Source organism: Streptomyces sp. NBC_01268, from assembly GCF_036240795.1.
Taxonomy (GTDB): Bacteria; Actinomycetota; Actinomycetes; order Streptomycetales; family Streptomycetaceae; genus Streptomyces.
On the sequence record NZ_CP108454.1, the window covers coordinates 5,304,547 to 5,327,500 of the forward strand.

Genomic DNA, 22,954 nt, shown 5'->3' on the forward strand with positions numbered 1-22,954 from the left:
GGGTCAGCGCGTGGCCAGCTCGAACCAGACCACCTTGCCGCCGGAGAGCCGCGTCGCGCCCCACCGCCGCGCCAGCCGGTTCACCAGGAACAGGCCGCGCCCGCCCTCGTCGGTGTCCCGGGCCCGCCGCTGCCGGGGCAGCTGCGGGGAGTCGTCGCCGACCTCGCAGCGCAGCACGTCGGTACGGAGCAGGCGCAGCGTCACCGGACGCTCCGCGTACCGCACCGCGTTGGTCACCACCTCGCTGATCAGCAGCTCCACCGAGTCCGAGAGCTCCTCCAGGCCCCAGCGCTCCAGCGCCCGCCGGGCGAGCCGCCGGGCCCGGCCCGGGGCGGCGTCCTCCGGTTCCAGGAACCAGTACGCCACGTCGCTCGGCGCGATCCCGTCGAAGCGGGCCGCGAGCAGCGCGATGTCGTCGTCCCGGTCGCCCGGACCCAGCATGTCGAGCACGTCGTCGCAGAGCGCCTCCAGCGGAGGCGAGTGGTCGGGGCCGGTGAGCTGGGCGGTCGCCGCGAGCCGCTCGCGCAGCTGCTCGATCCCGGTCCACACGTCCCGCAGCCGGGACTCCACCAGGCCGTCCGTGTACAGCAGCAGCGTGGCCCCGGCCGGTGCGTCCAGCTCCACCGCCTCGAAGTCCACCCCGCCGACGCCGATCGGCGCGCCCGGCGGCACCCGCAGCACCTCGGCCCGGCCGCCCAGGTGCAGCAGTATGGGCGGCGGGTGGCCCGCGTTGGCGATGGTGATCCGGTGCGAGACCGGGTCGTACACCGCGTACATGCAGGTGGCCATCCGGTTCTCGCCGAGCCGCTGGGCCTGCTCGTCCAGGTGGTGCAGCACCTCCTGCGGGGGCAGGTCGAGCCCGGCCAGGGTCTGCGCCGTCGTGCGCAGCTGGCCCATGATCGCCGCCGAGGTCATGGAGTGGCCCATGACGTCGCCGACGACCAGCGCCACCCGGCTGCCGGGCAGCGGGATCGCGTCGTACCAGTCGCCGCCCACCCGGGCCGTCTCGGCCGCCGGCAGGTAGCGCGAGGCGAGCCGCACGCCGGTCGGCTGCGGCAGCGAGTCCGGCAGCATGGTGCGCTGCAGCTCGTCCGCGATGTACGCCTCGCGCCCGTACAGCACGGCCTTGTCGATGCCGAGCGCCGTGTGGGTCGCCAACTGGGCCGCCACGAGCAGGTCGTTCGGCTCGAAGCCGCCGCGCTCGGGGCGGCGCAGGAACACGGCCGCGCCGATCACCCGGCGCCGGCCGCGCAGCGGCGCGAGTATGGCCCGCTGCCCGCCGGGCACCGGGTGGTCCGGGCCGAGCAGCTCGGGCAGCGCCGCCCGGGCCGCGGCGGAGTCGCCGGGGACCGGCCGCACCCCGCGCAGCACCTCGGCCAGCGCACTGCCCGAGCGGACCTCGCACAGCTCGGCCGCGGGGGTCGGGTCCGGGTCGGGGACGAGGACGAGCTCCTCGCCCTCCAGGTCCGTTAAGCGCAGCCGGTCGGTGCGGCGCAGCCGCAGCACGAAGGGCTCCGCGGGGCGCTCGTCGCCCACCGGCAGCGGGTCGCGGAGGTAGACGAGGATCGCGTCGGAGAAGGTCGGCACGGTCGCCCGGCACAGGCCGAGGACGATCTCGTCCAGGTCGAGGCCGCGCGCGATCCGCCGGGTCGCGGCGCCCACGAACCGCAGCCGGTCGCCCTCGCGCCGCGCCGCGGCACCGTCCGCGCCGTTGCCGCCACCGCCGCCGGGGGAGGGTGCGGGCACCGCGACGGCGGCCGCGGCCGCCGTCGCCGCCGTCTCCTGACGGGGGCGAGCGCTTTCCTGCGGCCGGGCGGCCATCGCCTTGCGGCCTTCGTGGGAGGTGGGATGCTCCGTCACGCCTGGGATTCCGTCCGTCCGGGCCGGTGGTGCGCTGCACTCGCTCTTCTCGCCGATGCCGCGCCTTCGGCAGGGCTAAACCCCCGGCACGCGGTGGATGTGGACGCCGTGCGGGCAGGGGCGGCGAAGGGGGTGCGGACACCCGGGCGCACGTCGGGCACTGCTCTCCCCCTCATGAGGACCTCATGGATGACTTGCGGTCAGTTCCTGCGCCGTGCTCAGTGGTTGACGTCCCGTTCGGGTGGGACATCGGGTGGGGCGCCGGGTAGGCCGCCGATGATCGACTGCTTGCGGAGGACGATCCTACGGTTGCACCCGGGGGGCGCATCAAGGGTCTCATGGCGCTGTGTGCGCCGGGGTGCGATCCCAGTCGGCCGGCAGCCGGGGCACGGGCCAGGCGGGGTCCGGCCGCCAGTCCTCCCAGCCGTCGCAGAACGGTGCCCCCCAGGAGCGGATCAGTTCGACGGCGGACCGGCCCGCCGCCTTGACGCGCGCCGCTTGCGCCGGGTCCATCAGACCGGCCCGCTGGGCCTGGGCGAACTCGTCCTCGTCCCGCCACAGCCAGCTGCGGTCGGGGTAGACGGAGATGTCGAGGAAGTGGTCCTCGGAGTCGACGCCCCCGGACCAACGGGTCCGGGGCTCCTCCAGGTTCACGTACCAGCTGCGGAAGCGCCAGCCCCGCTCCCAGAACAGCCAGACCGACCACGGCTGCGAGGGAGCGGCCAGCTTGAGCACGCCGGTGCCGAACCACTGCGAGCGGGTGGTGGTGCGCGGCGCCGTGTACCGGGTGGCCAGCGGCTCCTCGTGCACCGGGGTGCCGTCGGTCAGGACCGGCTTGACGCATTCGGTGCCGGGCGCCATCCACACCGCGAGCAGCTCCGGGGTGTCCCGCACGACGGTCACCGGGCGGCAGATGTGCACGTCGCCGGTGCCGTTGTCGCGGTAGCGCCAGAGGATGTGATCCCCCGGCGCCCAGTGCTGGGGGCGGCCGGATCCTGTCATGCGCAGATCTTAGGGGCGCGCCCCCGGCACCGCTGCGGCGAAGGTCACGGAGGGGCCGGCGGTAGGCGAGAACGGGTCAGGGCGCCCCGACCGGCCGGCCGGGGCGGGACGAGGGCGCGTCAGGGCCGGGTCATGCGCAGGACGTCGAGGGCCTCGTCGAGCTGCTCCAGGGTGAGGTCGCCCCGCTCCACGTACCCGGACTCCAGGACCACTTCGCGGATGGTCCTGCGCTGGGCCAGCGACTTCTTGGCGACCTTGGCGGCCTCCTCGTAGCCGATGTACTTGTTCAGCGGGGTGACCACGGACGGCGAGGACTCGGCGTACTCGCGGGCCCGCTCCACGTTGGCGGTGATGCCGTCGACGGTGCGGTCCGCGAGCAGCCGGGAGGCGTTGGCGAGCAGCCGGACCGACTCCAGGAGGTTCTTGGCGATCACCGGGAGCATGACGTTGAGCTCGAAGTTCCCGGCCGCGCCCGCGACCGCCACCGTGGTGTCGTTTCCGGTCACCTGGGCGGCGACCATCAGGACCGCCTCGGGGATCACCGGGTTCACCTTGCCGGGCATGATCGACGAGCCCGGCTGGAGGTCCGGCAGGTTGATCTCGGCGAGCCCGGTGCGCGGTCCCGAGGACATCCAGCGCAGGTCGTTGGCGATCTTCGTGAGGGAGACCGCGATGGTCCTGAGCTGCCCGGACGTCTCCACCAGGCCGTCCCGGGCACCCTGGGCCTCGAAGTGGTCGCGGGCCTCGGTGAGCGGCAGTCCGGTGGCCCGGGCGACCTCGGCGATGACGGCGGCCGAGAAGCCGGGCGGCGTGTTGATGCCGGTGCCCACCGCCGTTCCGCCCAGGGGGAGTTCGGCGAGCCGGGGGAGTACGGCGCGCAGCCGCTCCACGCCGTACCTCACCTGGGCCGCGTAGCCGCCGAACTCCTGGCCGAGGGTGACCGGGGTGGCGTCCATGAGGTGGGTGCGGCCGGACTTCACCACGTCCGCGAATTCGGCCGATTTCCGCTCCAGGGACTCCGCCAGATGGGCGAGGGCCGGGATCAGGTCGTGGGTGACGGCGGCGGTGGCGGCGATGTGGATCGAGGAGGGGAAGACGTCGTTGGAGGACTGCGAGGCGTTGACGTGGTCGTTGGGGTGCACCTCCCGGCCCTCGGGCAGGCGCTCGCCGGCGAGGGTGGCGAGCACCTCGTTGGTGTTCATGTTCGACGAGGTGCCGGAGCCGGTCTGGAAGACGTCCACGGGGAACTGCTCGTCCCAGCGCCCCTCCGCGACCTCCTCCGCCGCCTCCTGGACCGCCTGCGCGACCTCCTCGTCGAGCACGCCGAGTTCGGCGTTGACCTTGGCGGCGGCGGCCTTGATCCGGGCCAGCGCCGCGATGTGGGCGCGCTCCAGGCGCTGGCCGCTGACCGGGAAGTTCTCCACCGCGCGCTGGGTCTGGGCGCGCCACTTGGCGTGGGCGGGGACGCGGACCTCGCCCATGGAGTCGTGCTCGATCCGGTAGCCGGCTTCGTCGTTCATCTTCGTCATCCTCCTGGCTGTGCTGGTCGGGGGGTGACCTCCCGAACCCCCCGAAAAACATGAGCACTTGTCTTGTTCGACGTATTCCCAAGACGCTTACCGGCCAGTAAAAACCGTGGGTAACCCCACTTCCAGGAGGCGCAATGAGGCGCACCAGGTACAGACTCCGCTGGCCGGTCGCGGCCGTCGCCGCTGCGGCGGCGGCCCTCGGCAGCATGACGGCCGCCACCCCCGCCGGCGCGGCCGACACGAGCAACACGGTCCAGATCGCCTCCGTACCGCTCCCTCCGGAGCTGGAGGCGGTCCGGGCCGCCGAGGCGACGAAGATCTACGGCAGCCCGGAGGAGCGCCCGCTCGCCCAGCGCAAGACCGGTCTCATCTCCCTCGGCGACAGCGAGATCTCCGGCGAGGGCGTCGGCAGCTACGAGTCGCCGACCAACGGCCCCACCAACTGGTGCCACCGCTCGCCCGACGCCGCCATCCACCGCACCGGGATCCCCGCGGACCTCACGTTCAACGTGGCCTGCTCCGGCGCGTACACCGGCAACATCCGCATCGGCGGCTCGAAGCAGTACGGGGACGAGCTCGTCCAGAGCGACAACCTGGCCGTCAAGGCGCGCAACACGCGCCTCAAGATGGTGCTCCTCGTCGCCGGGGCCAACGACGACCTCCAGTTCGGCCCCGTCATGACCGACTGCGTCCAGCGCTACCTGCTCCTCCAGGGCGCCTGCGAGCCCAAGTACGCCCCCGGCTGGCAGGCCCGCGTCGACGCCCTGGTGCCCAAGGTCGAGCAGACCGTCCGCGACCTGCGGACCGTCATGCGCGACGCCGGGTACGCCGACGCCGACTACAAGCTGGTCCTGATGGGCTATCCGAGCCCCATCGGGCCGGACTTCGGCGACAACCCGAACTTCCCCGGCAAGCTGGCCTGCGGCGGCCTCGGCTACGACTCCGACACCAAGTGGGGCCGCAACACCGCCGTCCCGGCCTTCGAGCGCGGCATGCGCAGGGCCGCCGCCGACACCGGGGCGGTCTTCCTGGACAACTCGCGGCTCTTCCACGGCCACGAGGTCTGCATGGAGGACACCTGGGCGCGGGGCCTCTACATCGACCTCTCCAAGCCCGGCACCCCGGACGAGAACTCCGTCCGCCAGTCCTTCCACCCCAACTACCGGGGCCACGGCGCCTTCGCGTCCTGCCTGACCCAGATCTACGGCTCCGGCCTGCGCGAGGCGAGCTGCGCGGACGTCGACTCCAGCGGCACCCCGACGCTCTTCCCGCTCGCCTGGGACGACGCGTACAAGCCGCTGAAGAACGCGGCCACCGGAAACTGCCTGGACGTGAACGCCTCCGAGTCGGCCAACGGCACCGCCGTGCTCGGCTGGGACTGCCACGGCGGCCGGAACCAGAACTGGTGGTACGACTCGGCCCGCCGCACCGTCCACACCGGGCTCACCCAGGACCGCTGCCTGGACGTCCCCGGCGCGAACTACGCGGCCGGCACCGCGCTCATCGTGTGGAACTGCCACGGCGGCGCCAACCAGCGGTTCGTCCGCGACGGGGACACCGTGCGCCCGGCCGCGGCGACCGGCCTGTGCCTGACCCAGGGCGCGGCGAAGGAGGCGATCCGGCTGCAGACCTGCACCGGCTCGGCCAACCAGCGCTTCGTCTGACCAGCGCGTACGCGACGAGGGCCCCGGCCACCGAGGGGGGTGGCCGGGGCCTCGCGCGTTCGCCCGAGTGGGCGAATCCGAGGAGCCCGTCGCACAATGTGAAGCGGGCTCGGGGAGAACAGCCACCTCGCGGGAGGCAGCACATGATCCGCAGCTCCAGGAGGATGGGCGCGCTCGGCGTCTGCACGGTCGCCGTCCTCGCCCTCGGTCCCGTCGCCCCGGCCTCGGCCGACACCGTCGACGGGTTCGAGTTCACCCTGTACGCCAAGGAGGTCCCCGGGCCGTCGCCGAGCGCGAGCGCGCCGGCGCCCGAGGTGGGGGACACCATGGCCTTCGCCGACGACCTCTACAAGACCAAGGACGCCGGCGGCGACAAGGTCGGCCGGGACGGCGCCGTCTGCGTCGTGGTGCGCACCGGGGACCCGATGGACCTCCAGTGCGTGGGCACCGTCGTGCTGAACGGCGGCCCCGGCGGGACGCTCGCGCTGCAGACCCTCGCCGCCGTCGACCCCACCGACCAGGCGCCGCCCGCGCTGGACATCGCGATCACCGGCGGCACCGGCGACTTCAAGAACGCGCGCGGCTGGGTCCGTTCCACCCCGGACGGCGACTGGTCGAAGATGGAGTTCCACATCGCCACGCGCTGAGGCCGCCCGACGGCGGGCCGGCTAGGACAGCTTGCCGCCGTAGTCCGGCAGCTTGAACGTGCGCTCGGCGTGGCCGCCGACCAGGTCGCTCGTGTTGTTGCCGATGTTCGCGACGATCGTGTAGCCCTTGGCCTCGATCTCCGCGCGCTTCTCCGTCTTGTACGCGCTGACCTCGGCGAACAGGTCGGGCAGGGAGCGCACGTACAGCCCGTCGACCGGGTAGCCGGCCCGCTTCAGGTTCCAGTCGGTGAGGGACTGGATGATGCCGGGGCGGGCCGTCACGAAGAAGACCGCCACGCCGCGCTCGTGGGCGTCCCGGACCAGGTCGCGGACGTCGGCGATCGCAGGGGTCGGCAGCTCCCAGAACGGGTGGAAGTCGGTCTCCAGGGAGGAGTTGTCGATGTCGAGGACGATCGCCTGCTTCTCGCGGCCGGCGTCCGCGGCCCGCTCCTCGATGTAGGGCCGCGCCTCGGCCACCACGGCGGCCACGTCACGGCGCCAGGTCGTGTAGTCGACGTGCTTGACGGCGGCGGTCGACGTCACGTGGGTGTCCGGGTCGGCCGCGGAGGCGGCGGGCGCGGGGCCGACGACGAGGAAGGCGGTGGTCAGGGCGACGGCGGCGGTTGCCGAGGCCTTGGCTTTGACGGAGGGCATGGGGGGCTCCCGAGGGGTCGACCGGCTCAGTGGTTGACATGCTCGCGGCCAATACTGGCCAGTAAGTGACGTCACGGCTACCGGTCGGTAGCCACTTTCTGAGCGGAGATCGACGACGGGCGGGGACCGACGGCGGCCGGGGAACGCCGACGCCCCCCGGTCCCGAAGGACCGAGGGGCGCCGTGCCACGAGAGCCGCAGGGTCAGCCGAGACCCGGGCCGCGCACCGGGATGTGCGTGAAGGTCGGCTCCGGCGCCGGGTTCTGGAAGAAGTCGTTGCCCTTGTCGTCCACCACGATGAACGCCGGGAAGTCCTCGACCTCGATCTTCCAGACCGCCTCCATGCCGAGCTCCTCGTACTCGACGACCTCGACCTTCTTGATGCAGTCCTGCGCGAGCCGGGCCGCCGGGCCGCCGATCGAGCCGAGGTAGAAGCCGCCGTGCGAGCCGCACGCGTCCGTGACCTGCTTGCTCCGGTTGCCCTTGGCCAGCATGACCTTCGAGCCGCCCGCCGCCTGGAACTGCTCCACGTACGAGTCCATCCGGCCGGCCGTCGTCGGACCGAAGGAGCCGGAGGCGTAGCCCTCGGGGGTCTTCGCCGGGCCCGCGTAGTACACCGGGTGGTCCTTCAGGTACTGCGGCATCTCCTCGCCCGCGTCAAGGCGCTCCTTGATCTTGGCGTGCGCGATGTCGCGCGCCACGACCAGCGGGCCGTTCAGCGAGAGGCGGGTCTTCACCGGGTACTTGCTCAGCTCGGCGAGGATCTCGTCCATCGGCTGGTTGAGGTCGATCTTCACGACCTCGCCCGCCTCCAGGTGGGCGTCCTCGGTCTCCGGCAGGAAGCGCGCCGGGTCGGTCTCCAGCTGCTCAAGGAAGACGCCCTCGGCGGTGATCTTCGCGACCGCCTGGCGGTCCGCCGAGCAGGAGACGGCGATGGCGACGGGCAGCGAGGCGCCGTGGCGCGGGAGCCGGACCACGCGCACGTCGTGGCAGAAGTACTTGCCGCCGAACTGCGCGCCGATGCCGATCTTCTGCGTCAGCTCGAAGACCTTCTCCTCCAGCTCCTTGTCCCGGAAGCCGTGGCCGGTCTCGGCCGAGCCCTCGGTGGGCAGCTCGTCCAGGTAGTGCGCGGAGGCGTACTTGGCGGTCTTCAGCGCGAACTCGGCGCTCGTGCCGCCCACCACGATCGCCAGGTGGTACGGCGGGCAGGCCGCGGTGCCCAGCGAACGGATCTTCTCCTCCAGGAACTTCATCATGGAGGCCTCGTTCAGGACCGCCTTGGTCTCCTGGTAGAGGAAGGACTTGTTGGCCGAGCCGCCGCCCTTGGCCATGAAGAGGAACTTGTACGCGCCGCCGTCCGTCGCGTACAGCTCGATCTGCGCGGGCAGGTTCGAGCCGGTGTTCTTCTCCTCCCACATGGTCACCGGGGCCATCTGCGAGTAGCGCAGGTTCAGCTTGGTGTACGCGTCGAAGACGCCCTTGGACAGGGCCTCCTCGTCACGGCCCGAGGTCAGGACGTTCTGGCCGCGCTTGCCCATGACGATCGCGGTGCCGGTGTCCTGGCACATGGGCAGGACGCCCGCGGCGGCGATGTTCGCGTTCTTGAGGAGGTCGAGCGCGACGAACTTGTCGTTGCTCGACGCCTCCGGGTCGTCGATGATCTTCCGCAGCTGGGCCAGGTGGGCCGGGCGCAGGAAGTGCTGGATGTCGTGGACGGCCTCGGCGGCCAGCCGGCGCAGCGCCTCCGGCTCGACCTTGAGGAACGTACGGCCGTCGGCCTCGAAGGTGGAGACACCGTCGGCGGTCACCAGGCGGTAGGGCGTGGTGTCCTCTCCCAGGGGGAGCAGATCGGAGTACGCAAACTCAGGCATGACGGCGGCCATTCCTCACTCGGCAGACAGCTGCGCCGCCTCCGTTGGCGGCGCGCCCTCCAGCGTAAGACGCGCGCGCGGCGCGGATCCTGTGAGGTAAGGCTCACTAGGCGCCCGGACCACTCCACGATGGCGCGTTCCGCACCCTCGACGGCGCCCGCCCCGCCCCTCGCCGGTGCCTTGTCCACAGGACACGACTCCCTCCCCTGGTCGCGATCTATCGCGTTTCGCTAGGCTGAGGCCGTGGACCTCGAAAAGCAGCCCCAGCAGCCGGTCGCTCCCACCGAGCCCGCCCCCGCGCCCCGGCCCGCCTACGCGGACCCGGAAGGGTCGCTGCGTGCCTCGGACGCCGACCGGGACCGGATCGCGGACATCCTCAGGGACGCCCTGGCCGAGGGGCGGATCGACGCCGAGGAGCACTCGGACCGCATCGACTCCGTCTACCGCGCCAAGACCGTGGGCGAGCTGGAGCCGCTGGTGCGGGACCTGCCGGCGGCCCGCTCCGGCGCCGCCCCGGCGCCCGCCCCGCTGTACGGCCCCGAGGAGGCGGAGGGCCCCGCCGACAACCTGGTCGCGGTCTTCTCCAGCACCACCCGCAAGGGCCGCTGGCGGGTGGGCCGCAAGACCAACGCCTTCTCGCTCTTCGGCAACATCGAGATCGACCTGACCGAGGCGATCTTCGCCCAGCGCCTCACCACCATCAACGCCACCTCGATCTTCGGCAACGTGGAGGTCCGCGTCCCGGAGAACATCAGCCTGCGCGGGAGCGGCACCGGCATCTTCGGCAACTTCGAGGTGGTGACCCTGGAGGGCGCCGACCCGCAGGCCCCGCTGGTCGTCGTCAACGGTTACGCCGTCTTCGGCAACGTCGAGGCCAAGCCCAAGCGCGGCAAGTGGATCACGGACCTGCAGGGCCGCGTCCAGGACAAGCTGCGCAAGCGCCTCGACGACTGACGCCGGCGGTCCGCTTCGCGCCGGATTGCCGGGTCTCCTCGGGCGGCGATCCGGAGTGACCGGAATTCGCCGCCCGGTGTCCGCGCTGCGGAACTCGGGGGCACGCAGTGCATAGGCACGCGCACAGCGGGTAGGGCTGGTGCATCGTCGCTCGCTCGCGAAGCCGTCGTCAGGAGTAGACCGTGCTGCCCATGCCGCATCAGCCCCTCCAGGTCGCCGCCGTGCCGTCCCAGCGCGTCCCCGCTCGGGAGGACGAGGCCGGCCCCTGGCACACGGAGGCGGTGTGCCGCCGGGACGAGGCGGGACTGTTCTTCGCCCCGTCCAAGGAGCCCACCGCCGCCCGGCTCTCCCGCGAGGAGGCCGCCAAGCGGGTCTGCGCCCGCTGTCCCGTGATGGTCGCGTGCCGCGAGCACGCGCTGCTCCAGCCCGAGCCGTACGGGGTGTGGGGCGGGCTCACCGCAGCCGAGCGCCGTGTCGTGCTCGCCCGCCGCCGGCGGCGCGAGGTGGAGCTCAGGAAGACCGCCACCGAGGGCATCGCGAAGGCCGGCTGACGGGTCCGTCGCCCGTACGGGAAGGGGCGCCCCCACCGCACATGGGGGCGCCCCTCTTCGTACCGTCGTCGCGTCGGCCGCCGTCCGGGCGGGCCGTTCGACCGTCTGCTACTTCGCGCGGTCGAAGTCGATCTTGCTGTACGCGCGCAGCTTCGAGAGCCGGTGCGTGGAGTCGATCTGGCGGATCGTGCCGGACTTCGAGCGCATGACGAGCGACTGGGTGGTCGCCGTCTCGGCGCGGTAGCGCACCCCGCGCAGGATCTCGCCGTCGGTGATGCCGGTGGCGACGAAGAAGACGTTGTCGCCGGAGACCAGGTCGTCCGTGGAGAGCACCCGGTCCAGGTCGTGGCCCGCGTCGAGGGCCTTCTGGCGCTCGGCCTCGTCCTTGGGCCACAGCTTGCCCTGGATGACGCCGCCGAGGCACTTTATGGCGCAGGCGGAGATGATGCCCTCGGGGGTGCCGCCGATGCCCATGAGCATGTCGACGCCGGTGCCCTCGCGGACGGCCATGATCGAACCGGCGACGTCGCCGTCCGAGATGAACTTGATCCGGGCGCCGGTCTCACGGATCTCCTTGACGATGCCCTCGTGACGCGGGCGGTCCAGGATGACGACCGTGATGTCCTCGGGGGAGGAGTTCTTGGCCTTGGCGACCCGGCGGATGTTGACCGAGACGGGGGCGTTGATGTCGACGAAGTCGGCGGCCTCGGGGCCGGTGACCAGCTTGTCCATGTAGAAGACCGCGGACGGGTCGAACATGGCGCCGCGGTCGGCGGCGGCCAGCACGGCGATCGCGTTCGGCATGCCCTTGGCGTTCAGGGTGGTGCCGTCGATCGGGTCGACCGCGATGTCGACCTCGGCGCCGGTGCCGTCACCGACGCGCTCGCCGTTGAACAGCATCGGGGCTTCGTCCTTCTCGCCCTCGCCGATGACGACGACGCCGTTCATCGAGACGGTGGAGATCAGGGTCCGCATGGCGTTCACCGCGGCGCCGTCCGCGCCGATCTTGTCACCGCGGCCGACCCAGCGGCCGGCGGCCATGGCGGCCGCCTCGGTGACGCGGACCAGTTCGAGGGCGAGGTTGCGGTCGGGGGCCTCCGGAGAGACCTCCAGCTCGGGCGGGAGGTGGTGCTCGGTCATCGGAGCGCACCTTTCTGTACGGCGACGGCCGGAAAAAAGAGGGTGCTGCGACTCTATCGTCAGGTCGACAAATTGAGCAGAGGGGCCCACGTATGAGCACAACACCATGATGCGACCATGGGGGGCGTGGCAGGTATGCGAGGCAGGCAGACGGTACGAGGGATGTTCCAGTCCCTCGGGGTGATCATGGTCGCCGCGGGCGTGATGTATCTCTTCATCCCGCACGACGACAAGGCGGACCCGGTCCCGGCGAAGGACTACCGGGTCGAGCTCCTGACGGCCCAGCGGGCGGCGCCGTACCCGGTGCTGGCCCCCGAGGGCCTCGGCGACGACTGGCGCGCGACGGTCGTCTCGTACAAGCGGGAGAACCACGACGCGTGGCAGCTCGGCTTCCTGGACCCGGACACCCAGTACGTGGCGGTCCACCAGTCGACCGAGGAGGCGCGCAAGTACGTGCCCGACGTCACCCAGCAGGCGAAGAACTCCGGGAAGACCCAGACGGTCGCCGGCAAGCCCTGGCAGCGCTGGGAGGGGCCGAAGTACGACGCCCTGGTGCGCACCGAGAACGGCGCGACGACCGTCGTGACCGGCACCGCCTCGTTCGACCGCCTCGCGCAGATGGCGGGCGCGCTGCAGGCGAAGAAGGCCTAGACGCTCCGACCGACACCGGACGCGACACGTGAAGAACCCCCGGGCGCTGGGCGCCCGGGGGTTCTTCACGTCTGGGTCCGGACGGATCGGTCCGGGAGGGATCAGACGGTGGTGATGACGTCCTCGTAGGCGAGGCGCGGCTGGCGCGGGAACGGGGAGGCGTCCTCGCCCGGCTTGCCGATGTTGATGACCATCAGCGGGCTGTGGTCGGCGTCCAGGAACTCCTTCTGGACGCCGGCGAAGTCGAGACCGGTCATCGGGCCGGCGGCCAGGCCGGCGGCGCGGACGCCGATGATGAAGTACGCGGCCTGCAGGGCGCCGTTCAGCAGAGCGGACTGCTCGCGGACCGGACGCTCGGAGAAGAAGAGGTCCTTGGCCTGCGGGAAGTGCGGCATCAGGGCCGGGAGCTCCTCGTGGAACTCGTTGTCCGCGGAGAGGATCGCGACCAGCGGGGCGGCGGCGGTCTTGGGCTGGTTGCCCTCGGCCATGTGCTTCACCAGGCGCTCGCGGGCCTCGGGGGAGCGGACCAGGGTGATGCGCAGCGGGGTCTGGTTGAAGGCGGTGGGACCGTACTTGACCAGGTCGTAGATCGCCTGGACCTGCTCCTCGGTCACCGGCTCGTCGGTGAACGTGTTGGCGGTGCGGGCCTCACGGAAGAGGAGGTCCTGGGCGGTGGGGTCAAGGGCGAGGGACATGCTGCGTACCTTCCGGGTGTACGGGGCTATGGCTCGACAGTACGCCCAAGGTAGGTGAAACTTCAACAATCCTATCCGGATAGTGATCCGCTTCACAGGTCGAGTCTACATCGACGCCTCCGAGGCCCCGCTGCCTACTCGTCCCCGGAGCCGTCGGCACCACCCGGTGACCCCTCCGGCCGCTCCGCGGCGAGCGAGGCGTCCAGACGGGCGCGAGCCCCCTCCAGCCAATGCCGGCAGACCTTCGCCAGCTCCTCGCCGCGCTCCCAGAGCGCCAGGGACTCCTCCAGCGTCGTACCGCCCGCCTCCAGCCGCCGCACGACCTCGATGAGCTCGTCGCGCGCCTGTTCGTAGCCGAGTGCAGTCTCTTCCGCGCCCGTGCGTGCCGCCATGCCATCCACCCTTGTCTGTCAGATCCTTGACGTACTTCTGTACTTCCCGACACCGCTCTGACGCTCAGGCCGCGTCGGGGAGCGCTCCGGCTCGGTGGGAGCATCCTGGCCGATCCGGGGGCCCGGGTCGGGCGGGGAGCGTCCTGGTCGATCCGGGGGTGCCCGGGTCACGTGGGGAGCGTCCCCGCCGAGCCGGGACGTTGCTCCGGCCGGGTCGGGGAGCGCCCCGGTCGAGTCGGGAGCGTCCCCGCCGAGCCGGGGCGTTGCTCCGGCCGGGTCGGGGAGCGCCCCGCCCGGGCCCGGACGTGCCCCGGCCGCCTCAGGGGGCCGTCCGGCGCACCGCGAACTCGCCCGCGGCCACCCGCGCCCGCAGCTCCTCGTCCACCGCCACCTCCACCGGATCCCGGACCACCGACCCGTCCGCCCGCTGCAGCACCGCGTACCCCCGCTCCATCGTCGCCGCGGGCGACAGCGCCCGGACCCGCGCCCGCGTGTGCGACAACTCCGACTCGGCCCGGTCCAGCAGATGCCCGAAGGTCCGCCGGCCCCGCGCGAGCAGCGCCCCGACCTCGTCCTCGCGGACCTCCACCATCCGCTGCGGGTGCTCCATCACCGGCCGCGCCAGCGCGTGCGCGAGCCCCCGCTCCTCCCGGTCCAGCAGCCCCCGCACGGTCCGCAGCGCCCGGTCCCGCAGGCCCTGCACCCGGTCCAGCTCCTCGCCCACGTCCGGCACCACCTTCTTGGCGGCGTCCGTCGGCGTCGACGCCCGCAGGTCCGCGACCAGGTCGAGCAGCGGCGAGTCCGGCTCGTGCCCGATCGCCGACACCACCGGCGTACGGCACTCCGCCACCGCCCGGACCAGCTGCTCGTCCGAGAACGGCAGCAGGTCCTCGACGCTGCCGCCGCCCCGCGCCACGATGATCACGTCCACGCCCTCGTGCGCGTCCAGCTCCCGCACCGCCCCCACCACCTGGGGGACGGCCTTCACGCCCTGCACCGCCACGTTCCGCACCTCGAAGCGCACGGCGGGCCAGCGCCGCCGCGCGTTCTCCAGTACGTCCCGCTCGGCCGCCGAGGCCCGCCCGACGACGAGCCCCACCAGCTGCGGCAGGAACGGCAACGGCTTCTTCCGGTCCAGGGCGAACAGCCCCTCCGCCCCCAGGCTCCGCTTCAGCTGCTCCAGCCGGGCGAGCAGCTCACCGATCCCGACCGGCTTGATCTCCACCGCCCGCAGCGACAGCTGCCCCCGCGGCGCGTACCACTCCGGCTTCGCGTGCACCACGACCCGGGCGCCCTCCGAGACGACGTCGGCGACGGCGTCGAAGACCTGGCGGTAACAGGTGACGTTGATCGAGATGTCGTACGAGGGATCCCGCAGCGTCAGGAACACGACCCCGGCACCCGGCCGCCGCGACAACTGCGTGATCTGCCCCTCGACCCAGATCGCCCCCAGCCGGTCGATCCACCCCCCGATGAGCCGGGAGACCTCCCCGACGGGCAGCGGCGCTTCGGCGGACGTGTTCAGACCCATGAGCCGAGCGTAACGGGAGGGTAGGACAGAGGAGCCGTGTGCCGTGCCGCCGTCCGCGCGGGGTGCCTCGGGCGCCTCCGCCCCTGGCCCCCACCCCGCCGGCCCCGCTCCCCGTCGCGCGCCGCCCCGGCACACCCCGCGCCGCGACCCTGCACGTCGAGCGGCGCCCCGGCACACCCCGCGCCGCGACCCTGCACGTCGAGCGGCGCCCCCTCACACCCCGCGCCGCGACCCCTGCACCGCCAGCACCACCAACCCGACCCCCAGCCAGATCACGCCCACCACCTGCGCCGCCGGCGACGCCTCCACGATGACCGCGACCAGGATCGCGGCACCCAGGACCGGGGCCACGACATGCTTGAACCAGTGCGGCGGCCCCTCCATGCGCCGCACCGCGAACCAGCCGACCACGCTCGCGTGCAGCAACACGAAGGCCGTCAGGGCGCCCACGTCCACGACCGACACCAGATGGTCGAGCCCGTCGTCGCGCCGGGCCGCCCACACCGCGGCGATCATCGTCACCGTCGCCGCCACCAGCAGCGCCACCCGCGGCACCCCCGAGTCCGTACGCGCAAGCACGTGCGGCAGCCGTCGGTCGCGGCCCATCGCGAACAGCAGCCGCCCGCCCGCCGCCTGCCCGGCCAGCGCCGCGAACGCCGCCCCGATCGCCTTCGACACCGCCACCAGGTCGTGCAGCCAGTCGCCGACCGCCGCGTCGACCGCGTCGTAGAAAGCGGAACCCTGCGAGGCCGGATCCGCCGCCAGCTCCTTGGAGGAGAGCGGTTCGAGCAGCGCGATCAGCCAGGTCTGCGCCACGAACAGCACACCGGCCAGCGCCAGACAGAACAGCACCGCCCGCGCCACCTTCGCCGACCCCCCGGTCACCTCCTCCGCGAAGGCGGCGATCGCGTCGAAACCGAGGTACGACAGGACCGCGACCGACACCGCCCCCAACACCGCCGCGGCCGAGAACCCGGCGTCACCGGTGAGCGGCGACCACCAGTCGCGCTGCGCCCCGTCCCGTACGAGCACGACCACCGCCGACACGACGAACACCAGCAGGACCACGATCTCCATGGCCAGGACCGCGAAGCCGACCCGGGCCGCCGCCCGCACCCCCCAGAGGTTGAGCAGGGTCGTCACGACGACCGCGATCGCCGTCCACACCCAGCGGTCCACCTCCGGGACCAGCGCCTCCATGGCGATCCCCGCGAAGAGGTACGCCACGGCCGGGATCAGCAGGTAGTCGAGCATCGCCATCCACCCGGCGATGAACCCCGGCCCCTCCCCGAGCCCCTTGCGCGCGTACGTGAACACGGACCCGGCCTGCGGCGCGACCCGCACCATCTGCGCGTAGCTCAGCGCCGTGAAGGCCATGGCGACGGTCGCCACCAGGTACACCAGTGCGACCGCGCCGTGCGATTTCGCGTCGAGCGTGCCGTACACGCCGACCGGCGCCATCGGGGCGATGAACAGCAGTCCGTACACGACGAGGTCGCGGAACCCGAGGTCCCTGCGCAGCCCCGTGTGCTCCGCGACCCGCGCTTCCTCCCCTGCCCGCCCCCGCCCGTCCTCAGCCATGGCGCCAGTCTCGGCCACCGCACCGCTCCAAACGCTGACCGACGCGGCCTTACGATGGGACGCATGACTGCAACGCCCGCGTCGACGCCCGCGACGAACCGCCCGAAGCGTGTCCTGCTCGCCGCTCCCCGCGGCTACTGCGCGGGTGTGGACCGTGCCGTGATCGCCGTGGAGAAGGCCCTGGAGCAGTACGGGGCCCCCATCTACGTCCGCCACGAGATCGTCCACAACAAGTACGTCGTGCAGACCCTGGAGCGGAAGGGCGCGATCTTCGTCGACCAGGCGACCGAGGTGCCGCCGGGCAACATCGTGATGTTCTCCGCCCACGGAGTCGCCCCCACCGTGCACGAGGAGGCCCGCCAGGGTCGGCTCGCCACCATCGACGCCACCTGCCCGCTGGTGACGAAGGTCCACAAGGAAGCCGTCCGCTTCGCCAACGAGGACTTCGACATCCTCCTCATCGGCCACGAGGGCCACGAGGAGGTCATCGGCACCTCCGGCGAGGCCCCCGACCACATCCAGCTCGTCGACGGCCCCGAGGACGTCGCCAAGGTCGAGGTCCGCGACCCGTCCCGGGTCGTCTGGCTCTCCCAGACCACGCTCTCGGTCGACGAGACCATGGAGACGGTGGACGCGCTGAAGGAGAAGTTCCCGCAGCTGATCTCCCCGCCCTCCGACGACATCTGCTACGCCACGCAGAACCGTCAGATCGCGATCAAGGAGCTCGCCGGCCAGGCCGAGCTCGTCATCGTGGTCGGCTCCAAGAACTCCTCGAACTCGATCCGCATGGTCGAGGTCGCCAAGCAGGCCGGCGCCCCCGCCGCGTACCTCGTCGACTTCGCCAGCGAGATCGACGAGGCCTGGCTGGAGGGCGTCACCAGCGTCGGCCTCTCCTCCGGCGCCTCCGTCCCCGACGTGCTGGTCCAGGAGGTCCTGGAGTGGCTGTCCCAGCGCGGCTACGCCGACGTGGAGCTGGTCAAGACGGCCGACGAGTCGCTGACCTTCTCGCTGCCCAAGGAGCTGCGCAACAAGGACCTGCGCGCCGCGGCGGCGGCCCTGCTCGAAAACGAGTGACGCAGGGCTCCGGCCCGTAACGTTGGGTCCATGAACGTCTTCGGAGTGGACATCGGCGGCTCGGGCATCAAGGGAGCCCCCGTGGACCTGGACCGCGGCGACCTGACCGAGCCGCGCCACAAGGTACTGACCCCGCAGCCCGCCACACCCGACGAGGTGGCGGGCTGCGTCGCGGAGGTCGTGGCGCACTTCGGCTGGCAGGGACCGGTCGGCGTCACCTTCCCCGGCGTCGTGACCGGCTCCACCATCCGCACGGCGGCCAACGTGGACAAGTCCTGGATCGGCGTCGACGCGGGCAAGCTGCTCGGCGACCGCCTCGGCGGCCTGCCGGTCACCGTCCTGAACGACGCCGACGCCGCCGGCGTCGCCGAGATGGCCTTCGGCGCCGGCCGCGGCCGCAAGGGCACCGTCATCCTGCTCACCCTCGGCACCGGCATCGGCTCCGCCGTCTTCGTCGACGGCCGGCTCGTTCCCAACACCGAGCTCGGCCACCTGGAGCTCAAGGGCCACGACGCCGAGAAGCGCGCCTCGTCGAAGGCCCGCGAGGACGAGGACCTCACCTGGGAGCACTGGGCGACGCGACGCGTGCAGAAGTACCTGGCGCACGTGGAGATGCTGTTCTCGCCGGAGCTCTTCATCATCGGCGGCGGCGTCAGCCGCAAGGCGGACAGGTTCCTGCCGCTGATCGAGGGCGTCAACGCGGAGATCGTCCCGGCGGAGCTGCAGAACAACGCGGGGATCGTGGGGGCGGGGATGGCGGCGGGGCTGCTCGGCTGACCGGTCGGCGTCTTCGGACCCTTCACCGGTGGTCCGACGGGGGCCGGTGCCGGAGCGGGGGTGGGGGTGTCCGGACTGCGACCTTCACTTCGCTTCGCTCGTTACGGGCGCCGCCACGTCCGGACACCCCCACCCCCGCTCCGGCACCGGCCCCCTCCCGCCGTCGTCCCGCTCAGCCGCGCTCGGGGGCGGGGCGCCGCACCGGGCGTACGGCGGACCCGGCGGCCCGCTGGCGTCGGCCCATGTCCCGCACCTTGCGCACGCTGGCGATCACACCGGCGACGAGCGTGCCCCCGTACAGCCACCCGGCGTGCACGGCGAGCGCCGTCACCAGCGCCATCGCCTGTCCGCCGACCCCGCCCGTACCGCCCGAGACGGGCACGACGCCGACGGCGAACGCGATGGGGACACTGATCGGGGCGGTCACGAGGTCGGCGGTACGGACCCACAGCGCGGTCAGGGCGCTGACCGGCAGGAACAGCAGCCCGAAGACGAGCGGCGAACTGTCGAACAGCAGCCAGTCGAGGAAACCGAGCACCAGCATCACGGCGGAGGCGAAGAGCCCCGCCCCGAGCCCGGTGAGCCGCGGGTTCGGCAGCTTGCGCAGCGCCACCACGACCGGCGGCGCCGGCCGCTCCACCCGGGGCTTGCCGGGGCGCGGACGGGCGGCGACGCGATAGACCGCGGCGCCCTCGACCAGCGCGCCGGGCGGCGTCAGAGGGGTCTGCGGCGGGTGCCCGGCGGGGCGCCGCGACTGCGGCTTGCGTGTCCTGTGCTGCTCCACACCACCAACGTAGGTCGGAACGGGCCGGGAACCACGTGCGGGACACGCCCTTTGGGTGACCTTGGCGCGAAGAGCGCCGTCGGGGCGCGGTCCGGTGCCCCCGTAAACTGGGGGATCGCCCCACCTCCACTCCTCTAGGGAAGTCGCCACCGTGTCGCTCACGATCGGAATCGTCGGCCTGCCGAACGTCGGCAAGTCGACCCTGTTCAACGCCCTGACCAAGAACGACGTGCTGGCGGCCAACTACCCGTTCGCCACGATCGAGCCCAACGTCGGCGTCGTCGGCGTCCCGGACGCCCGCCTGACCAAGCTGGCCGAGATCTTCGGCTCCCAGCGGATCCTCCCGGCCACCGTCGACTTCGTCGACATCGCCGGCATCGTGCGCGGCGCGAGCGAGGGCGAGGGCCTGGGCAACAAGTTCCTGGCGAACATCCGCGAGTCGGACGCCATCTGCCAGGTCATCCGCGCCTTCAAGGACGAGAACGTCGTGCACGTCGACGGCAAGGTCTCGCCGAAGGACGACATCGAGACGATCAACACCGAGCTGATCCTCGCCGACCTCCAGACCATCGAGAAGGTCCTGCCGCGCCTCCAGAAGGAGATGCGGATCAAGAAGGACACGGCGCCCAAGGTCGCCGCGGTCGAGGCCGCCCAGGCGATCCTGGAGAAGGGCGACACCCTCTTCTCGCAGGGCATCGTTCAGGGCTCGGAGAAGGCGGAGCTCCTGCACGACCTCCACCTGCTCACCACCAAGCCCTTCCTCTACGTCTTCAACGTCGACGAGGACGAGCTGACCGACGACGCCTTCAAGGCCGAGCAGAGCGCCCTGGTCGCCCCGGCCGAGGCGATCTTCCTCAACGCCAAGCTGGAGCAGGACCTCACCGAGCTCGACGAGGAGGACGCCATGGAGCTCCTCCAGTCCGTCGGCGCCGAGGAGCCCGGCCTGGCCATCCTCGCCCGCGTCGGCTTCGACACCCTCGGCCTGCAGACCTACCTGACGGCGGGCCCGAAGGAGTCCCGCGCCTGGACCATCAAGAAGGGCGCGACGGCCCCCGAGGCTGCCGGTGTGATCCACACCGACTTCCAGAAGGGCTTCATCAAGGCCGAGGTCATCTCCTTCGCCGACCTCGTCGAGACCGGCTCGGTCGCCGACGCCCGCTCCGCCGGCAAGGCCCGCATGGAGGGCAAGGAGTACGTCATGCAGGACGGCGACGTCGTGGAGTTCCGTTTCAACGTCTGAGCGGATGAAATAACACCACGTCGCTGACGTGGCGAACATGCAGGTCAGAAGGGGTCGGACTCTGTCGAGTCCGACCCCTTCGCCGTCACCGTGCTGGATGGGTGCTGGATATTCTGACGTGGGGTCAGCGGCAGTCAGGTCTCGTTAACGGTGGACCGGTGTCCGACATGAACGACCCAGACCACCAGCTCTCCGTTGTCGAGGGTGTAGACGACGCGGTAGTCGCTGACGCGCAGGCGGCGTCGCTCGGGCTGGGACACGAGTGCGGTGGTGTTGAAGCCGAGAGGGTCGGTCTCCAGCTCGGTCAGCTTGGCCAGGATGCGCAGCGCCATGTCACGAGGGATCTTCCGAAGCTCGGCCTGGGCCTCAGGTCGGAAGACGGTTCGGTACTCACTCACCTCGCGCCAACGTCTCCCGCATGATGTCCTCGATCGGGATGCCGGGCGCAGGGTTGGCCATGCGCTCGTCGATGATCCGGTTGATCTCGCGCTCTTCCCACTCCTGGTACTTGCGCAGCACCTCGATGGAGACGACGGCGGCGACTTCCTTGCCCCGGCGCGTGATGATCGTGGGTACGTCGTCGCGGTCCGCACGCTCCACGACTTCCGCCAGGTGGGCGCGCACGTCCCGAATGGACTCTATGGGCAGCGGCTGCGTCATGCGCTCAAGCGTACCGAGTGTGCCATGTGTACACAACTGTGTCCGGCCGTGTGGTGCTGGATGTGCTGGATGGGCGCGCACCGTGCTGGATGGGTGCTGGATAGCCACTCTCAGAACCGTGTTTTCGCAGGTCGGAGCTCTGCGTTGAACGTTCCGCTTCAACGTGTAGTCGTGTCGTTACTGCACGCTAGCTACGTTCGACAAACGTGCAGGTCAGAAGGGGGTTGGATACTTGCGGAGTCTTACTGTGCGATCGCGATGGGCGGACTCAGGGGAGACGACCTCGATGACGAGCCGGACGTCCTCCGGTGCGAACCAGGTACGGTCGCCGTCGAAATCGGCCGTCGTCACCAGCAGGTCCGGTTCGGGACGGTTGCGCGGGTCGAGGTCCTCCGCGAACCAGCCTTCCGCGCGCGGCGGGCGCATCCAGTCGGGCTGTGCGGTCATGGCTTCGCGGTAGGGGCCCGCAGCTCAGGCTGGGGGGTGGACGACTCGTCGGTGCAGCTGCCACGCAGACGTCCCCTACGTGCGGGTCCATCCGTTGGCGAACTCGCAGTGGAGGTCCGCCCAGCGACGCTGTTCGGCGGGGGTGTGGCTGGAGTGGCCGAGGCGTCCCACGCCCTTGACCCACTCGTCCCAGAGGCCGTCGGGCTCCGTGAAGCGGTCGGCGTGGCCGGTACCGAGGAGGGCGTCGAGCCGGAGGAGGGCGCCCAGGGCGGCGGGCTGGTCGTAGTGGAGGTCGGTGCGGGGGAGGTAGTGGTCGAGGTAGGCGGTGAGGATCTCGGCGTCGGCGTGGGTGCCGAAGCGGGCCAGGGCGAAGCAGTAGGCGCCGCCGGAGTAGCAGACCTCGCTGGCCAGGAGCAGGTCGCCGATGCGCGCTCGGAACCGTTCGCGGCGGTCGACACCGATCAGCCAGCCGGCGGTGAGGCGTGAGCGCCATTCGTACCCGAGGAGGGCTTCCAGTTCCCCGTCGTCGATCGCGGCGGCGTCGGCGAGCAGATGCCGGGTAAAGCGAGTGGTGTGCCACCACCGGGGGCCCAGGAACCGCCCGCCATTCAGTACGAGATAGCGCGGGAGGCCGCCGTACATCCTCGTCACGTAGCTCTCGACCACATGGCCGTAGCCGACTTCCTCGGGGTGTGGGGACGGCATCGGTCACCTCTCCGGGTGCAGGTCGGTACGGTCGATGTACGGGCCTCTTCGCCCAGGTAGATGATGTGGCAGGTCATGACGCGGAGTGGTCCCGGCGCCAGAAGGCGGGAAGCCACCAGCAGAGCGCGGCCCGTAGGCGTGGGCGACGGGAGCTCCGTCAGCCTCATGGCCCCCGGTGAGTGGGGCGGGGCGGGCCGGCGGGCCCGAAGTTGACATGGCTTCTCCCGATGCGTAGTGTCCTCCGAGCTGTCCGACGTGAGCACCGATGCAGATCGGCCCCGGGCAGCCATCCCGCAAGACCTACAGAAGCCGACGGTTCTTTGTCGTTCCGTCATGTCTTCTCGTGCGTGTTTGCGGAATGGGGAATCCCTGTCCGAAGGATTCGAGTGCGAGTCGCTCGATTGGCTTCGGGGGCAAGGAATCCGCTAAAGTCTCACTCGTCGGAACGGCCCAACAGCCGCGAAGGCAAAACCCGCTGACTGGGATTCAGGCCCGAAAGGATCTGATAGAGTCGGAACCGCCGGAAGGGCCCGGAGCGAAAGCGAA

At 71.4% G+C, this 22,954-nt stretch carries 22 protein-coding genes and 1 pseudogene; 8 read left to right on the forward strand and 15 right to left on the reverse strand.

Annotation, left to right across the window (positions count from 1 at the left end):
- Positions 1 to 3: 3 nt before the first annotated feature.
- From OG309_RS24015 to OG309_RS24025, 3 genes are all read right to left on the reverse strand, one after another.
- Positions 4 to 1,860 (reverse strand): ATP-binding SpoIIE family protein phosphatase, encoded by a 1,857-nt coding sequence (locus OG309_RS24015; protein ID WP_329423584.1) that lies wholly within the window; start codon positions 1,858 to 1,860, stop codon positions 4 to 6.
- Between the two features lie 336 nt (positions 1,861 to 2,196).
- A complete protein-coding gene (gene fomD, locus OG309_RS24020) occupies positions 2,197 to 2,862 on the reverse strand; it encodes a cytidylyl-2-hydroxypropylphosphonate hydrolase (protein ID WP_329423586.1) in 666 nt (221 codons plus the stop codon).
- A gap of 119 nt (positions 2,863 to 2,981) precedes the next feature.
- Positions 2,982 to 4,382, reverse strand: a complete 1,401-nt coding sequence (locus OG309_RS24025) for a class II fumarate hydratase (RefSeq protein WP_329423588.1) — start codon at positions 4,380 to 4,382, stop codon at positions 2,982 to 2,984.
- Positions 4,383 to 4,525: 143 nt separating this feature from the next.
- Between OG309_RS24025 and OG309_RS24030 the strand changes: the two genes are divergently transcribed.
- Both OG309_RS24030 and OG309_RS24035 read left to right on the forward strand, forming a co-directional pair.
- Positions 4,526 to 6,055, forward strand: a complete 1,530-nt coding sequence (locus OG309_RS24030; RefSeq protein WP_329423590.1) for a ricin-type beta-trefoil lectin domain protein — start codon at positions 4,526 to 4,528, stop codon at positions 6,053 to 6,055.
- A 143-nt stretch (positions 6,056 to 6,198) separates the two neighbouring features.
- On the forward strand, positions 6,199 to 6,702 hold the full coding sequence (locus tag OG309_RS24035) for a dirigent protein (RefSeq protein ID WP_329423592.1): 504 nt from the start codon (positions 6,199 to 6,201) through the stop codon (positions 6,700 to 6,702).
- A gap of 21 nt (positions 6,703 to 6,723) precedes the next feature.
- Here OG309_RS24035 and OG309_RS24040 read toward each other — a convergent pair whose 3' ends face one another.
- Both OG309_RS24040 and OG309_RS24045 read right to left on the reverse strand, forming a co-directional pair.
- The gene (locus OG309_RS24040; RefSeq protein WP_329423594.1) at positions 6,724 to 7,356 is read right to left on the reverse strand and encodes an HAD family acid phosphatase; all 633 of its coding nucleotides are present in this window, start codon (positions 7,354 to 7,356) and stop codon (positions 6,724 to 6,726) included.
- A gap of 202 nt (positions 7,357 to 7,558) precedes the next feature.
- A complete protein-coding gene (locus OG309_RS24045; RefSeq protein ID WP_329423596.1) occupies positions 7,559 to 9,226 on the reverse strand; it encodes a fumarate hydratase in 1,668 nt (555 codons plus the stop codon).
- Positions 9,227 to 9,469: 243 nt separating this feature from the next.
- On the opposite strand from OG309_RS24045, the gene OG309_RS24050 reads away from it, so the two are divergent.
- The gene (locus tag OG309_RS24050; protein ID WP_329423598.1) at positions 9,470 to 10,180 is read left to right on the forward strand and encodes a DUF1707 SHOCT-like domain-containing protein; all 711 of its coding nucleotides are present in this window, start codon (positions 9,470 to 9,472) and stop codon (positions 10,178 to 10,180) included.
- Between the two features lie 182 nt (positions 10,181 to 10,362).
- Positions 10,363 to 10,731 (forward strand): WhiB family transcriptional regulator, encoded by a 369-nt coding sequence (locus tag OG309_RS24055; RefSeq protein WP_329423600.1) that lies wholly within the window; start codon positions 10,363 to 10,365, stop codon positions 10,729 to 10,731.
- Between the two features lie 108 nt (positions 10,732 to 10,839).
- Here OG309_RS24055 and glpX read toward each other — a convergent pair whose 3' ends face one another.
- Complete coding sequence (gene glpX / locus OG309_RS24060) at positions 10,840 to 11,871, reverse strand: class II fructose-bisphosphatase (protein WP_132912942.1); 1,032 nt, start codon at positions 11,869 to 11,871, stop codon at positions 10,840 to 10,842.
- Positions 11,872 to 11,988: 117 nt separating this feature from the next.
- Here glpX and OG309_RS24065 point away from each other — a divergent pair, with 117 nt between their 5' ends.
- On the forward strand, positions 11,989 to 12,522 hold the full coding sequence (locus tag OG309_RS24065; protein WP_329423603.1) for a DUF4245 domain-containing protein: 534 nt from the start codon (positions 11,989 to 11,991) through the stop codon (positions 12,520 to 12,522).
- Between the two features lie 101 nt (positions 12,523 to 12,623).
- On the opposite strand, the gene OG309_RS24070 is transcribed toward OG309_RS24065, so the two are convergent.
- The 4 genes from OG309_RS24070 to OG309_RS24085 all read right to left on the reverse strand — a co-directional run bounded on the left by OG309_RS24070 (position 12,624) and on the right by OG309_RS24085 (position 16,721).
- Positions 12,624 to 13,217, reverse strand: a complete 594-nt coding sequence (locus OG309_RS24070; protein WP_329423605.1) for a malonic semialdehyde reductase — start codon at positions 13,215 to 13,217, stop codon at positions 12,624 to 12,626.
- Between the two features lie 134 nt (positions 13,218 to 13,351).
- Entirely contained in the window at positions 13,352 to 13,609 is a 258-nt protein-coding gene (locus OG309_RS24075) for an exodeoxyribonuclease VII small subunit (RefSeq protein ID WP_329423607.1), read from the reverse strand.
- A gap of 319 nt (positions 13,610 to 13,928) precedes the next feature.
- Complete coding sequence (xseA, locus tag OG309_RS24080) at positions 13,929 to 15,140, reverse strand: exodeoxyribonuclease VII large subunit (RefSeq protein WP_329423609.1); 1,212 nt, start codon at positions 15,138 to 15,140, stop codon at positions 13,929 to 13,931.
- Between the two features lie 213 nt (positions 15,141 to 15,353).
- Positions 15,354 to 16,721 carry an APC family permease gene (locus tag OG309_RS24085; protein WP_329423611.1) on the reverse strand — a complete coding sequence of 456 codons (1,368 nt, stop codon included), beginning with the start codon at positions 16,719 to 16,721 and terminating at the stop codon, positions 15,354 to 15,356.
- Positions 16,722 to 16,775: 54 nt separating this feature from the next.
- Between OG309_RS24085 and OG309_RS24090 the strand changes: the two genes are divergently transcribed.
- Complete coding sequence (locus OG309_RS24090; protein WP_329423613.1) at positions 16,776 to 17,795, forward strand: 4-hydroxy-3-methylbut-2-enyl diphosphate reductase; 1,020 nt, start codon at positions 16,776 to 16,778, stop codon at positions 17,793 to 17,795.
- Positions 17,796 to 17,825: 30 nt separating this feature from the next.
- Positions 17,826 to 18,572 carry a polyphosphate--glucose phosphotransferase gene (gene ppgK, locus OG309_RS24095; RefSeq protein ID WP_329423615.1) on the forward strand — a complete coding sequence of 249 codons (747 nt, stop codon included), beginning with the start codon at positions 17,826 to 17,828 and terminating at the stop codon, positions 18,570 to 18,572.
- A 172-nt stretch (positions 18,573 to 18,744) separates the two neighbouring features.
- Here ppgK and OG309_RS24100 read toward each other — a convergent pair whose 3' ends face one another.
- Positions 18,745 to 19,356 (reverse strand): DUF6542 domain-containing protein, encoded by a 612-nt coding sequence (locus OG309_RS24100; RefSeq protein ID WP_329423617.1) that lies wholly within the window; start codon positions 19,354 to 19,356, stop codon positions 18,745 to 18,747.
- A gap of 151 nt (positions 19,357 to 19,507) precedes the next feature.
- Here OG309_RS24100 and ychF point away from each other — a divergent pair, with 151 nt between their 5' ends.
- On the forward strand, positions 19,508 to 20,596 hold the full coding sequence (gene ychF / locus OG309_RS24105) for a redox-regulated ATPase YchF (protein WP_329423619.1): 1,089 nt from the start codon (positions 19,508 to 19,510) through the stop codon (positions 20,594 to 20,596).
- 134 nt (positions 20,597 to 20,730) lie between these two features.
- On the opposite strand, the gene OG309_RS24110 is transcribed toward ychF, so the two are convergent.
- From OG309_RS24110 to OG309_RS24125, 4 genes and pseudogenes are all read right to left on the reverse strand, one after another.
- Positions 20,731 to 20,994: a type II toxin-antitoxin system RelE family toxin gene (locus OG309_RS24110; RefSeq protein WP_329423621.1), complete on the reverse strand. Its 264-nt coding sequence runs from the start codon at positions 20,992 to 20,994 to the stop codon at positions 20,731 to 20,733.
- Positions 20,987 to 21,256, reverse strand: coding sequence for a type II toxin-antitoxin system Phd/YefM family antitoxin (locus OG309_RS24115; RefSeq protein WP_329423623.1), 270 nt, complete (start codon positions 21,254 to 21,256; stop codon positions 20,987 to 20,989). The genes OG309_RS24110 and OG309_RS24115 overlap by 8 nt, the downstream gene beginning before the upstream one ends.
- A gap of 228 nt (positions 21,257 to 21,484) precedes the next feature.
- A pseudogene (locus OG309_RS24120) lies at positions 21,485 to 21,703 on the reverse strand (Uma2 family endonuclease); the annotation flags it as partial.
- Positions 21,704 to 21,778: 75 nt separating this feature from the next.
- A complete protein-coding gene (locus OG309_RS24125) occupies positions 21,779 to 22,408 on the reverse strand; it encodes a DUF6000 family protein (protein WP_329423625.1) in 630 nt (209 codons plus the stop codon).
- Positions 22,409 to 22,954 lie beyond the last annotated feature (546 nt).

What these genes read in the sequence shown, in the direction of transcription:
- OG309_RS24030 (WP_329423590.1), top strand. Translation starts at nt 4,526, where the DNA reads ATGAGGCGCACCAGGTACAGACTCCGCTGGCCGGTCGCGGCCGTCGCC.
- OG309_RS24045 (WP_329423596.1), bottom strand. Translation starts at nt 9,226, where the DNA reads ATGCCTGAGTTTGCGTACTCCGATCTGCTCCCCCTGGGAGAGGACACC.
- OG309_RS24125 (WP_329423625.1), bottom strand. Translation starts at nt 22,408, where the DNA reads ATGCCGTCCCCACACCCCGAGGAAGTCGGCTACGGCCATGTGGTCGAG.
- OG309_RS24070 (WP_329423605.1), bottom strand. Translation starts at nt 13,217, where the DNA reads ATGTCCCTCGCCCTTGACCCCACCGCCCAGGACCTCCTCTTCCGTGAG.
- fomD (WP_329423586.1), bottom strand. Translation starts at nt 2,862, where the DNA reads ATGACAGGATCCGGCCGCCCCCAGCACTGGGCGCCGGGGGATCACATC.
- glpX (WP_132912942.1), bottom strand. Translation starts at nt 11,871, where the DNA reads ATGACCGAGCACCACCTCCCGCCCGAGCTGGAGGTCTCTCCGGAGGCC.
- ppgK (WP_329423615.1), top strand. Translation starts at nt 17,826, where the DNA reads ATGAACGTCTTCGGAGTGGACATCGGCGGCTCGGGCATCAAGGGAGCC.
- xseA (WP_329423609.1), bottom strand. Translation starts at nt 15,140, where the DNA reads ATGGGTCTGAACACGTCCGCCGAAGCGCCGCTGCCCGTCGGGGAGGTC.
- OG309_RS24035 (WP_329423592.1), top strand. Translation starts at nt 6,199, where the DNA reads ATGATCCGCAGCTCCAGGAGGATGGGCGCGCTCGGCGTCTGCACGGTC.
- OG309_RS24065 (WP_329423603.1), top strand. Translation starts at nt 11,989, where the DNA reads ATGGGGGGCGTGGCAGGTATGCGAGGCAGGCAGACGGTACGAGGGATG.
- OG309_RS24040 (WP_329423594.1), bottom strand. Translation starts at nt 7,356, where the DNA reads ATGCCCTCCGTCAAAGCCAAGGCCTCGGCAACCGCCGCCGTCGCCCTG.
- OG309_RS24115 (WP_329423623.1), bottom strand. Translation starts at nt 21,256, where the DNA reads ATGACGCAGCCGCTGCCCATAGAGTCCATTCGGGACGTGCGCGCCCAC.
- OG309_RS24075 (WP_329423607.1), bottom strand. Translation starts at nt 13,609, where the DNA reads ATGGCGGCACGCACGGGCGCGGAAGAGACTGCACTCGGCTACGAACAG.
- OG309_RS24085 (WP_329423611.1), bottom strand. Translation starts at nt 16,721, where the DNA reads ATGGCTGAGGACGGGCGGGGGCGGGCAGGGGAGGAAGCGCGGGTCGCG.
- OG309_RS24025 (WP_329423588.1), bottom strand. Translation starts at nt 4,382, where the DNA reads ATGAACGACGAAGCCGGCTACCGGATCGAGCACGACTCCATGGGCGAG.
- OG309_RS24090 (WP_329423613.1), top strand. Translation starts at nt 16,776, where the DNA reads ATGGGACGCATGACTGCAACGCCCGCGTCGACGCCCGCGACGAACCGC.